The sequence below is a fragment of the Anabaena azotica FACHB-119 genome (assembly GCF_014697625.1).
GTDB lineage: Bacteria > Cyanobacteriota > Cyanobacteriia > Cyanobacteriales > Nostocaceae > Trichormus > Trichormus azoticus_A.
This window is the reverse complement of record NZ_JACJSG010000016.1, coordinates 78,095-90,537: the sequence shown is the minus strand read 5'-3', so window position 1 is coordinate 90,537 and position 12,443 is coordinate 78,095. Positions and strand designations below refer to the sequence as shown.

Sequence of the window (12,443 nt, the reverse complement as noted above, 5' to 3'; positions counted from 1 at the left end):
ATTATGAGTAAAATTATTATTGCTGGCGGGGGTCTGGCAGGTGGGCTGGCCGCGATTTATTTAGCCCGTAGAGGACATGAAGTTCATGTAGTGGAGAGACGGAGCGATCCGCAAAAAGACATCTCTTCATATATTGATCAAGTAAGCTCCAAAGGAATTGGTGTCAGTATGACAGCAAGAGGAATAAAAGCTGTTCTGGGCGCAGGTATTCCCAAAAAAGAGTTGGATTTGTGTGGTGAGTACATAGTTGGTATGTCCTTTTATGCGGCAGGTAAATTTAAAACTAGAAAACTACTTCCCATAGAGGACTTATCGCCGCTTTCATTGGATAGATCCGCATTTCAAAAATTACTGAATAAATACGCTCTGATAAATGGCGTAACGTATCACTTTGAACACAAGTGTATTCATGTTAATCTCGACCAAAAATCTATCATTACGGAAGATAAAAATGGTGATTTTCACAATATATCTGGTGACTTAATAATTGGTGCGGACGGTGCTCGTTCAAAAGTTCGTCAAGCCATGCAAAATACTATCCGTCGCTTTGAATTTCAGCAGTCATTTTTTCGACATGGTTATAAAACCTTAGTTATACCTGATGCTAACAAACTAAACTTTCGTAAAGACTTATTATATTTCTTTGGAATGGACTCAAAAGGCTTGCTTGCGGGTCGTGCAGCGACTATTCCAGATGGTAGTATTAGTTTTGCCATTTGCTTACCTTATGAAGGGGAAATCAGCTTACATATGCAAAATAGGGAACATATTTCCCAATTATTTTTGCACTACCTCCCCCAGATGCCGGTGGATATCCGCAATGAGATGATAAAACAGTTTATCGAAAAACCGAGCAATGATTTGATCAATGTCATGTCTAGTACATTTCATTACCAAAACAAAGCATTATTACTGGGTGACTCTGCTCATGCAACAGCACCATTTTTAGGGCAGGGAATGAATATGGCATTGGAAGATGCTCAAATACTTTCTGAACTATTGGAAAAAAATGATGACGATTTTGAAAAAAGCCTACCTGAATTTACCCAACTCAGAAAAGCAGAAGCAGATGCGATGCAATATATGGCACAGGCTAATTATGACGTATTAAGTTGTTCAAATCCTACTTTCTTTATGCGTGTCAAATACACACGCATGATGCACAATCTGTTTCCGAACATTTATCCGCCGGATATGGCAGAAAAACTCTACTTCACCTCTATGCCTTACAGTGAGTTGCACAATTTTCAGAAAAATCAAAACGTTTGGTACAAATTAGGGAGAGTAAATTAATGAAGATACTAGTTGTTGGCGCAGGCCCAGCAGGATTAATGTTTTCTTATCAGATGAAGAAACTCAAACCAGACTGGGATATAAAAATAATTGAAAAAAACACACCCCAGGAAGTTGTAGGATGGGGCGTGGTATTGCCTGGTCGCGCACCACATCATCCAGCTAACCCATTATCATATTTAGATGATTACGATCAACTCTCTGCTCAGTATTTAGACGAATTTAAGCTGGTTCATCATAACGAGAGCAACATCATCAGCACAGGTCTAACAATGTGTGCTGTAGAACGACGCGCTCTGCTACGTTCTTTACAAGAACACTGTAAGCGGCTTGATATTGCTATTGAGTATTCATCTCCTGCTACGTCTGAGTTTGAACTTAATCAAGAGAATTATGATTTGGTCGTGTTATCAAACGGAATCAACCATAAGTCTAACTATTTTAGAGAGGCGCTGAAACCGGAAATAGAATATGGCAAAAATAAATATACTTGGTATGCCACCAGTAAAATCTTTGATCATTTAAGCCTGATTTTCAAACTTCACCCTAAAGGTCTTTTCATTGCACATACATATAAATATTCTAACGATATGAGTACCTTTGTGGTTGAGTGCAGTGAAGAAACCTATCTAAATGCTGGACTTGATCAACTTTCAGATGAAGAAGCTGCAACTTTTATCGCACAGGTGTTTGAAGATGAATTGGAAAGTCGTCCTCTGCTGGGACAAGAGGGGTTAAAGTGGCGAAATTTTATGACTCTCACTCATCAAACATCCTATGACCAAAACTTGGTGTTATTAGGTGATGCACTTCAATCAGGGCATTTCTCTATTGGACATGGAACAACGATGGCAGTAGTAGGCGCACAGATGCTAGTCAAAGCCTTGAGTGAAAATACTGATGTTCCATCTGCTCTAGAATCATTTAACGCGAAAGTTATACCGCTTATGCATTTATTTCGCGATCATGCTAATGCAAGTCGTTTATGGTTTGAAAATATTCAAGACCATATAAACATGAACACAAAGGAGCTTACGGAAAGTTTTAATGCACGTCGCAGCGCCTTACCCCCTTTGTCTGCTGCCCTTGGTCAGAATCTGAGTGAAGCGCTGAAACGCGAAGGAGCTAGGGCAAAGGTATCTAAATAGAACTTACGCATTGACAAGCATTGTAAAAATTGCCGGAAAATAATTGAGAAAAAACTAGCGATCGCTCTCACGAAGGAGTAACAATGGAATTTGAAAAAAGACTCGATACACCACCCATGCTTCCAGATCAATGGAGTACTAGCTATATTTCATATTGGCAACCCATGTTGGAAGAAGATCAGATTACTTCAGGATATTGCTGGTTTGACTATCGTCGCAATGTTTGCCGCATAGATGGTTTATTTAATCCCTGGTCTGAAAAAGAAACTGGACATAGACTCTGGATGTCTGAGATATTTATCCCAGGTGAGCGGCAAAGATATAAGACTAAAATAACCTACACTAGAGAAGACATAAACAAACAAAGTATTTACCAAGCTATCCCTTTAAAAGATGATGTGGATATATGTTATGAAGTACTGATAACACAAGATATATTGATTCAAAATAATGCTACTTATGCAGGCAGCCATATAATATTAGGAATGAAAACAGATGCCTGGACATTTACCAGACAGGGGAAATTTCCTTTAACCTATTATTTTAAGCAAGGCACAAATCATTTAATACGTATGATGACTGGAGATCCAAATAAACATGCCTCAGTACGTGATTTTCCTAACTTCAATACACATATTATTCCGGCTAATATTTTTGAGCATTTTCAAAACATTAGTTCAACGTTAAATACTCATAGTCATACCATTTCCCTAAAATCTTGAGACATATAGATTTTTTGTAGGAGCGCTGCGCCTCTATCAACGTATTTGTATCAGTTTTCAAGTGTAATAGTATACAACACTTATCGGTTAAGGGTAAAAGGGGAAGGGTTTTATACCCTTCCCCTTTAGCTTTATCCATTTTTGTATTACAAAACAATACAAAAACTAATCTACTGCATAAAATCTAGATGAAAACTTGATAAAAAGTGGAGGATCAAAACTCAAAATGAATTCCTCTCTTATATAATCTTGCATAAAACAAACAAACTGGACTGATTAATATTTGAGAGTTTGAAAAACAATATTATCAAACTAATAAATTATAACTAAACCTATGATTACCATAGTGAAAGGAGGTTAAATAAAATGATTATTGTGATGAAATTAGAGACACCATCAGGAGAAATTGACCGTGTTTTTGAACAACTTTGTAGTCATAAAATCAGCCCAAAAATATGCCAAAATCAGCATAAAGTAATAATTGGCTTGGTAGGTGATACGGCAGAAATTGATCCGAAACAACTTCAAAATCTCAGCCCTTTTATTGAGCAGATAATTCGGGTAAATAAGCCATTTAAACGGACTTCTTTAGAATTTCGTTATGGTGAAGTTAGTGAGGTAGTTGTATCCACACCAAATCAACCTGTAATCTTTGGTCAAAACCATCCTTTAGTTGTAGTAGCCGGACCCTGTTCTGTAGAAAACGAAGAGATGATTGTAGAAACAGCAAAGCGAGTCAAAGCAGCAGGAGCGCAGTTTTTACGAGGAGGAGCATATAAACCTCGCACATCTCCATACGCTTTTCAAGGTCATGGTGAAAGTGCTTTAGAGTTATTAGCCAGAGCCAAAGAAGCTACAGGTTTAGGGATCATTACAGAAGTCATGGATACAGCTGACTTGGACAAGGTAGCTCAAGTTGCAGATGTGATCCAAATCGGCGCTCGGAATATGCAGAATTTTTCCCTGCTTAAGAAAGTAGGAGCGACAGGTAAGCCAGTACTCTTAAAGCGCGGACTTGCAGCCACAATTGAAGATTGGTTGATGTCAGCAGAATACATTTTGGCAGAGGATAATCCCAATGTGATTTTGTGTGAGAGGGGGATTCGCACATTTGACCGCCAGTATACAAGGAATACCCTGGATATATCTGCAATCCCAGTATTGCGATCGCTAACTCATTTGCCAATTATGATTGATCCTAGCCATGCTACAGGGAAATCTGAGTTTGTATTACCGATGACTATGGCGGCGATCGCTGCTGGTGCAGACTCAATGATGATAGAAGTTCATCCCAATCCAGCAAAAGCGCTTTCAGATGGCCCACAATCTCTAACTTTGGAAGCATTTGACCAATTAATGAAAGAAATGGTTGTTTTGGGTAAATTCTTTGGTCGTTGGAGTCACAACAATTATCCACTTACAATACCCAAAACAACCACCAGAGTTGCTACCACTATGAGTATCTAGAGAAACTTAAACAGATTCAAATTTTTCGCAATTACATTAATAAATTTGAGAGGACTAGCTAATGTATTTAGATACCCATAACTATACAACCGCAGGTGAAATTTATATATCTCGCTTTGTAATTGAGACTTCAATAGATACTGCTATTCAAGATACCCTATCATCTCTTGATTCCCAACGTGGAGGTTTGTTCAAAAGTAGCTATGAATATCCAGGGCGTTATAAAAGATGGGGAATCGGTTTTGTTAATCCACCTTTAGAACTTGTTACTCGCTCTAACTCCTTTACAATCACCGCACATAACCAGAGAGGCATGGTGTTGCTTCCTTATCTCCAAGAGCGCCTATATCAGCACCCACAACTAATAGCAGTTAACTTAAAAAACTCTTCTATAACTGGATACGTTAAAACAACAAAACATTTATTTTCAGAGGAAGAAAGGAGTAAACAGCCATCAGTATTCAGTATTATTCGTGAGATTTTATCTGTATTCAGCAGTCCAGAGGACGAACACTTGGGACTATACGGTGCATTTGGCTATGATTTAGCTTTTCAGTTTGAGCAGATGCCAAAGCATATAACTCGTGCAGAAGACCAAAGGGATTTGGTACTTTATTTACCTGATGAACTGTTAATTATTGACTACTATCAGCAAAAAGCATTTCGTTTGCAGTATGAATTTGTAACTAAGTACGGTAGCACTGAAGGTCTGCCTCGCACTGGAGAAATTATTGATTACAAAGGTAAACGTTATACCCCTACTCAAGCTTCTGACCATTTACCTGGTGAGTATGAGGAACAAGTTAAGAAAGCACTTGAATACTTCCGTCGTGGTGATTTATTTGAGGTTGTTCCTGGACAAAGTTTCTTTGAATTCTGCGAAAATCCTCCAAGCGAACTGTTCCAAACTTTAGAGCAAATAAATCCTAGCCCCTATGGATTTCTCCTAAATTTAGGTGGTGAGTATCTTATTGGTGCATCTCCAGAAATGTTTGTGCGTGTTGAAGGCAGACGAGTAGAAACTTGCCCGATTAGTGGTACAGTCCGCCGAGGAAAAGATGCCATTGATGATGCGGCTCAAATTCTCAAGCTGCTCAACTCAGGCAAAGAAGAAGCTGAGTTGACCATGTGTACCGATGTTGATCGCAACGATAAATCTCGAATTTGTGAACCAGGTTCTGTTAAAGTTATTGGTCGTCGCCAAATTGAGATGTACAGTCATTTAATCCATACAGTAGATCACGTTGAAGGGATATTACGACCAGAGTTTGATGCCTTAGATGCCTTCTTGAGCCATCTTTGGGCAGTTACAGTTACAGGCGCACCAAAACGCTGGGCAATGCAGTTTATCGAGGAATACGAACATAGTCCCCGGCGTTGGTATGGTGGAGCTGTCGGCTATCTAACCTTCAAAGGCGACTTCAACACTGGTCTGACCCTGCGGACTATTCGACTTCAGGATTCAATTGCAGAAGTGCGAGTGGGTGCAACAGTTCTTTATGACTCTGACCCAGAAGCCGAAGCGCAAGAAACGCTCACTAAAGCAGCAGCTTTATTCCAGACACTCTATCAGGCTAAATATAAAGCTGCCGATTGTTTACACAACGCTAATATTAACCATCAACAAGTTAGCACCCCATCAGGTAAACGAGTCTTACTAATTGACTATGAAGACTCATTTGTACACACCTTAGCAAACTACATCCGTCAAACAGGCGCTACAGTCAAAACACTACGTCATGGCTTTTCAGAATCAGTTTTTGATACAGAACGCCCAGACTTGGTTGTGTTATCTCCCGGACCTGGCAGACCCAGCGATTTCCACATAACAAAGACAATTGCTGTCTGCCTCAAACGCCAAATCCCCATCTTTGGTGTTTGTTTAGGATTACAGTCAATTGTTGAAGCTTTCGGTGGTGAACTAGGAGTTCTCGACTATCCCCAGCATGGCAAATTATCTCGTGTTTCTGTCGTAGAAGCTGATTCTAGCATTTTCCAAAATATCCCACGATCATTTGAAGTTGGTAGATACCACTCTTTGTTTGCTCTTAGAGAAAGTCTTCCTAAAGAACTCAAAGTTACAGCTATTGCCGAAGATGGTGTGATCATGGCTATCGAACATCAAACACTGCCAATTTTGGGTGTTCAGTTCCATCCAGAATCAATCATGACTCTGGCGGGAGGGGTTGGGCTGAAGATTATTCAAAATGCAGTTAATGAACTAACAACCAAAAAGCTTGTCTCAGTTCTCGCAAATTACAAGTAATTAACTCTACTACTGTGCCAAGACAACTTTACTGGGTTCGTAGTGAGGTTTCCATTAAAGATTTTAGTCCTGACTACGAACTTATTCACCCATGAAAGTTGATGTAGTATTTAATTGCTTTATTAATAACTACTAACCTAAATTTCGTTCACCTCAAAACTATATGTCCAATTGTCAGTATCAAACAACCGAGTTTCTGACTACCATTAACAACCAAGTGGCGGCATTACCAGTAAAATCACGCCATATTCTCGCAGAGATTGTATTGTATAAACAGCAAGAAGTTGCTCAAAGACGTGAGCAGATCCCTCTAGAAGTGTTAAGAAATCAAGTGAGTGCTGCGTTGCCAACAAGGGATTTTCTCTCTGCTTTGCAACAGAATCCTCACAAACCCACTTTGATTGCAGAGGTCAAAAAAGCTTCACCCAGTAAAGGAATCATTTGTGCCGATTTTGATCCCATCAAGATTGCTCAAGCATACGATCGCGGCGGTGCTACCTGCTTATCAGTGTTAACTGATGATAAATTTTTCCAAGGCAGTTTTGAGAATCTGCGAAAAATTAGAAACAATGTGGCACTGCCATTGTTGTGCAAAGAATTCATTATTGACCCATATCAAATTTATCTAGCACGGGTTAATGGGGCAGATGCAGTGTTACTAATTACCGCCATTTTATCCGATCAAGCTCTCCAGAATTTTATAGGAATTGCACAAGATTTGGGTATGAATGCTTTAATTGAAGTACATACTCTCAGCGAACTTGACCGGGTGCTGGCATTACCAAATGTACAATTGATCGGTATTAATAACCGCAATTTGGAAGATTTTACTCTTGACTTAGCAACAACCCAATCCCTGATAACACAGCGTCAAGAAAAAATAGCTAGCTTAGGGATAACAATTGTAAGTGAGTCTGGTTTATATACATCGGCTGATTTAGCTAGAGTTGCCGGGTGGGGAGCCGATGCCGTTTTGGTTGGAGAATCTTTAGTGAGGCAAACTGATATAGAACAGGCTGTAAATCGTTTGTTGAATCTAAATAAGTAGGCTTATTCGCCTAAGTCTTCAGTCAAAAATTTAAGTAATTATAGTTCTTCCGTTAGTTTTATGGTGATTATGAGAAACCATCAAATTTAAATGACTATAAAATTGTGAGTTTAATGCCTAAATTATGATTTTTAGAGGCATTGAGCAAACATGAATAATACTTAAATATTCAACTGAATTTTTGCTAGTAATTCTCCATGAAAGTAACCCAAAAATTGTAATTATTAACTTTGAGTGGATTATCAATATGGCTTCTATTTCTCAACACTTTGAATCTTTACGTGCAAAAAACCAATGTGCCTTAATCCCCTTTTTAACTGCTGGCGATCCTAGTTTAGATATCACAGCCGAAGCTTTACGGGTTTTAGATACTAGCGGTGCTGACTTTATTGAACTGGGAATTCCCTACTCAGATCCCCTAGCAGACGGCCCGATGATTCAAGCCGCAGCAACCCGTGCTTTAAAAGAAGGGACTCGATTAGCTCATGTTTTAGAAATGGCTTATAGAGTCATTCCTAGTTTGCGATCGCCAATTATTCTATTTACTTATTATAACCCAATCTTGAATTTGGGCATTGGGCAGTTTCTCCAACAAGCTGCTGCATCAGGAATTAAGGGGTTAGTGATTCCTGATTTACCTTTGGAAGAAGCCAAAGAAGTACTAGAACTTGCTGATGCTGTTGGCATTGAAGTTACCTTGTTAGTAACTCCTACAAGTTCAAAAGAGCGCATTGAAGCGATCGCCCGTCAATCTCGTGGATTTGTTTACCTTGTAAGCGTTACAGGCGTAACTGGTGTGCGCTCCCAAATTGATAGTCGTGTTCAAGATGTGATCAAAGTAATTCGGAGTGTGACTAACAAACCTATTGGTGTTGGTTTTGGTGTCTCTGAGGCAGAACATGCTCGTCAACTAAGAGATTGGGGTGCTGATGCTGTCATTGTCGGCAGTGCCTTTGTGCAACGTTTAGCAGAAGGTACACCCTTGCGGGGACTACGAGCCATCAAAGATTTCAGTAAAGATTTGAAGACATCAATTACCCCTGTCTTGAGATAAATATTTACACAATTACACGACAAAATTTTGGAGATTTTTATGTTATTAAACACACAAACCATTGCTCTTTCAACTCCACTAAACAAGCAGCAACCCAATGCACTTGGTAGATTTGGCCAATTTGGTGGTAAGTACGTACCAGAAACTTTAATGTCGGCTCTTACCGAATTAGAAACGGCATTTCAGAAATACCACAACGAGCCGCTATTCCAAAATGAGCTTCAGGAAATGCTGCGGGATTACGTTGGACGTGCTACTCCTCTCTATTTTGCACAACGACTGACTGCCCGCTACGCTAGACCTGATGGTACAGGCCCGCAGATTTATCTCAAACGTGAGGATTTAAATCATACAGGAGCGCACAAAATTAATAACGCTCTAGGGCAAGTACTTTTAGCCAAGCGTATGGGCAAAAAGCGCATTGTTGCAGAAACAGGAGCCGGTCAGCATGGTGTTGCCACAGCCACAGTATGCGCTCGTTTTGGTCTAGAATGCGTGATTTACATGGGTATTCACGATATGGAGCGGCAAGCCCTGAATGTGTTTCGGATGCGGTTGATGGGAGCAGAAGTTAGACCCGTAGAAGCAGGAACAGGAACCCTGAAAGATGCAACTTCAGAAGCAATCAGGGATTGGGTGACAAATGTGGAAACCACCCACTACATTCTGGGGTCAGTTGCAGGCCCACATCCCTACCCAATGATGGTGCGATTTTTTCAAGCAGTAATCGGCCAAGAAACTCGTGTTCAAGCCCTAGAAAAATGGGGAGGACTACCGGATATTCTTCTAGCTTGTGTAGGTGGAGGTTCTAATGCGATCGGACTGTTCCATGATTTTGTAGATGAGCCATCTGTGCGTCTAATTGGAATTGAGGCGGCGGGTGAAGGTATTGATACTGATAAGCACGCAGCAACTCTCACACGAGGCAGAGTAGGAGTTCTGCACGGTGCTATGAGTTATGTGCTACAGGATGAAGATGGTCAGATTGTAGAGGCACATTCTATCAGTGCGGGGCTAGATTATCCCGGTGTTGGCCCTGAACACAGCTATCTCAAAGAGATTAGGCGGGCTGAATATTACAGTATCACAGATGAACAAGCTTTAAGTGCATTTGAGCTGGTTTCTCAATTAGAAGGAATTATTCCTGCTTTGGAAACGGCTCATGCGATCGCATACTTGGAAATACTTTGCCCACAACTGACTGGTAGTCCCCGGATTGTAGTCAATTTCTCTGGACGTGGAGACAAAGATGTACAAACTGTTGTCAAGTTTCTCAACCTCAATCAACCTTAAGTATTGAGGATTGGATTGAATGGCAGGCTTGTTAAGCTGAAGGGCTGGCAGGATAAGGATTCTAGAGGGGTAGGGGTTTTCAACCGCCAATTCACCTCATATTTAGGCAACATCATATTTCTAAATAGTAATTTCGAGAAATTAAAAAATGGACACCAAGACAATACTTAATCTTTGCAAACTGTCAAATTCACAACAAAGCAAACACATAACCATCCTTGGGGCTGGTATTGCTGGGTTGGTAGCAGCTTATGAGCTTGAGCGATTAGGTCACACAGTCGAGATTTTAGAAGGCAGTTCACGCATTGGGGGTAGAATCTGGACTCACCGCTTTGGGAATGATCCGAAAGCTCCTTATGCAGAACTTGGAGCTATGCGTATTCCCCGCGAACATAAGCACGTCCTGCACTACATACAAGAAATGGGGCTGGAGAAAAAACTGCGTAAGTTTGTCACAGTATTTGAGGAGCAAAATGCTTTAATCAATATCCAACGAAACATATTCTCCATGAAGGACGGGCCTCGGATATCCCTGGAGCATTATCAAGGAATTTTTCTAGATACTCGCTACAGTGAGAAAACTCGGCTATTTGGGGCTTGGTTAAAAACAGTTGTTAATACTATATCGCCTGGAAATTTGCGCGAAAGTCTAGATCGTGACTTGAACTCGCACTTAATGGATGAGCTAGAGAGGTTGGATTTAGAGCCTTTTTTCAGCAAAGATGACGAAAGCATTGATTTTCATGGATTCATCAAAGCCAACCCAGGTTTTCGAGCTAAGTGTAGTAAGGCACTTGATATGTTCTTTAGCGACATCCTGGTTGAGACTAGCCACGATTTATTACAGCTTGAAGGCGGTATGGATCAGCTCATTCACTCTTTGGCAGCCGTAATCAAGGCTCCGATCAAGTGCAACCACAAGGTAGTAGGTTTGCATGTGCAAGAGGATGGCGTTGAAGTGTCTTGGTTAAAAGGTCAGCAATTGCATACAAGGCATTGCGATTATGTGTTGTGTACGATCCCGTTCTCAATCTTACGCAAAATGGACTTGAGGGGGTTTGACAAAAACAAACTCGCTTCAATCCATAACACCACTTATTGTCCAGCCACCAAAGTTGCTTTTCACTGCGCCCAACCCTTTTGGGAAAAGCATGGAATTAAAGGCGGGGCTTCTTTTAGCGGTGAAGGCATCCGCCAGACATATTACCCTTCGGTAAATACCAACCCCTCTTTAGGTAGCGCCTTATTAGCTAGTTACACCATCGGGGATGATGCTGACTACTTAGGAAAGATGTCTGAGCAAGAGCGCTATGCCTACGTCAAAAAGGTGGTGAGCCAACTTCACCCGGAAATTGCAGCACCTGAGATGGTTACGGATATGGCTAGCATCGCCTGGGGTAGTTACGAATGGAGTAGTGGAGGATGCTCCATACCTTGGGGTGACGATGTAAGCAGTGAATCTAACCACCATATTCATTATCTAGAAGCTGCTAGACCGCAGAATACACTCTTGTTTGCTGGCGAACACTGTTCTAGGTTCCCGGCGTGGATTCAGGGATCTATTGAGTCAGCACTCGAAGTAGTCTATGAAATTGTCACCCATAAACAAACAGCAGTCAAAAAAGCTCTCATGTATGCTTGATAGGCTTTGTTGCCCTTGGCGATCGCTGTGGGTACGGCATCGCTGCCCTTCGTTAATCAAGCCAAGTGATTAGCGTAGGCGTAGCCCGCCGTTCGCGTTAGCGTCTCTGAAAGAGAAGGCATCGCTTGATTATCTATCGTAGGAGTATTATGTAGTTGTGCGTGGTCAGAGTTTTGTTTCAGTTGTTTGAGCAGAGATATATACTAAACTTGCATAAAGCTTTCAACAACTGATGATAAGTATTCACGTATCAAGGAGGCAAAGATATTTCATTTTAAATAACCGCGATCGCTCCGTTATGCTCAAGGGTTCAGAAAATAAATATTAGCAGATACAATGACTAATATTTTAGTAATAAATGAACATTCTCAAACCGAAAAGCTTTTAATTCAATGCTTTGAGCAGGGTTATAGGTAATTTTAATAAAGAATTTTCTTGTTAATGTTCATCTAAAACACGAGAAATTGCCTAGTACCACCGAAAATAAAAAATCAGTAATTTGTGTGTGAT

Annotated in this window: 9 protein-coding genes; all 9 read left to right on the top strand. The window is 40.6% G+C overall.

Annotated elements, in window-relative coordinates; all coding sequences use genetic code 11:
* The first annotated feature begins 3 nt into the window (after nucleotides 1-3).
* The gene (locus tag H6G83_RS13695; protein ID WP_190472845.1) at nucleotides 4-1,293 is read left to right on the top strand and encodes an FAD-dependent oxidoreductase; all 1,290 of its coding nucleotides are present in this window, start codon (nucleotides 4-6) and stop codon (nucleotides 1,291-1,293) included.
* Complete coding sequence (locus H6G83_RS13690) at nucleotides 1,293-2,441, top strand: tryptophan hydroxylase (protein ID WP_190472842.1); 1,149 nt, start codon at nucleotides 1,293-1,295, stop codon at nucleotides 2,439-2,441. Before H6G83_RS13695 ends, H6G83_RS13690 begins: the two co-directional genes overlap by 1 nt.
* Before the next feature lie 83 nt (nucleotides 2,442-2,524).
* A complete protein-coding gene (vioE, locus tag H6G83_RS13685; protein ID WP_190472839.1) occupies nucleotides 2,525-3,163 on the top strand; it encodes a violacein biosynthesis enzyme VioE in 639 nt (212 codons plus the stop codon).
* Nucleotides 3,164-3,529: 366 nt separating this feature from the next.
* Nucleotides 3,530-4,630: a 3-deoxy-7-phosphoheptulonate synthase gene (aroF, locus tag H6G83_RS13680; RefSeq protein ID WP_190472837.1), complete on the top strand. Its 1,101-nt coding sequence runs from the start codon at nucleotides 3,530-3,532 to the stop codon at nucleotides 4,628-4,630.
* Nucleotides 4,631-4,691: 61 nt separating this feature from the next.
* Nucleotides 4,692-6,896, top strand: a complete 2,205-nt coding sequence (locus H6G83_RS13675; protein ID WP_190472833.1) for an anthranilate synthase — start codon at nucleotides 4,692-4,694, stop codon at nucleotides 6,894-6,896.
* Nucleotides 6,897-7,059: 163 nt separating this feature from the next.
* On the top strand, nucleotides 7,060-7,944 hold the full coding sequence (gene trpC / locus H6G83_RS13670) for an indole-3-glycerol phosphate synthase TrpC (RefSeq protein ID WP_190472829.1): 885 nt from the start codon (nucleotides 7,060-7,062) through the stop codon (nucleotides 7,942-7,944).
* Between the two features lie 247 nt (nucleotides 7,945-8,191).
* Nucleotides 8,192-8,998, top strand: a complete 807-nt coding sequence (trpA, locus tag H6G83_RS13665; protein ID WP_190472827.1) for a tryptophan synthase subunit alpha — start codon at nucleotides 8,192-8,194, stop codon at nucleotides 8,996-8,998.
* A 39-nt stretch (nucleotides 8,999-9,037) separates the two neighbouring features.
* Nucleotides 9,038-10,291 carry a tryptophan synthase subunit beta gene (gene trpB / locus H6G83_RS13660; protein ID WP_190472824.1) on the top strand — a complete coding sequence of 418 codons (1,254 nt, stop codon included), beginning with the start codon at nucleotides 9,038-9,040 and terminating at the stop codon, nucleotides 10,289-10,291.
* Nucleotides 10,292-10,439: 148 nt separating this feature from the next.
* Nucleotides 10,440-11,933 (top strand): flavin monoamine oxidase family protein, encoded by a 1,494-nt coding sequence (locus tag H6G83_RS13655; protein WP_190472822.1) that lies wholly within the window; start codon nucleotides 10,440-10,442, stop codon nucleotides 11,931-11,933.
* Nucleotides 11,934-12,443: the final 510 nt, after the last annotated feature.

What these genes read in the sequence shown, in the direction of transcription:
- H6G83_RS13695 (WP_190472845.1), top strand. Translation starts at nt 4, where the DNA reads ATGAGTAAAATTATTATTGCTGGCGGGGGTCTGGCAGGTGGGCTGGCC.
- H6G83_RS13690 (WP_190472842.1), top strand. Translation starts at nt 1,293, where the DNA reads ATGAAGATACTAGTTGTTGGCGCAGGCCCAGCAGGATTAATGTTTTCT.
- vioE (WP_190472839.1), top strand. Translation starts at nt 2,525, where the DNA reads ATGGAATTTGAAAAAAGACTCGATACACCACCCATGCTTCCAGATCAA.
- aroF (WP_190472837.1), top strand. Translation starts at nt 3,530, where the DNA reads ATGATTATTGTGATGAAATTAGAGACACCATCAGGAGAAATTGACCGT.
- H6G83_RS13675 (WP_190472833.1), top strand. Translation starts at nt 4,692, where the DNA reads ATGTATTTAGATACCCATAACTATACAACCGCAGGTGAAATTTATATA.
- trpC (WP_190472829.1), top strand. Translation starts at nt 7,060, where the DNA reads ATGTCCAATTGTCAGTATCAAACAACCGAGTTTCTGACTACCATTAAC.
- trpA (WP_190472827.1), top strand. Translation starts at nt 8,192, where the DNA reads ATGGCTTCTATTTCTCAACACTTTGAATCTTTACGTGCAAAAAACCAA.
- trpB (WP_190472824.1), top strand. Translation starts at nt 9,038, where the DNA reads ATGTTATTAAACACACAAACCATTGCTCTTTCAACTCCACTAAACAAG.
- H6G83_RS13655 (WP_190472822.1), top strand. Translation starts at nt 10,440, where the DNA reads ATGGACACCAAGACAATACTTAATCTTTGCAAACTGTCAAATTCACAA.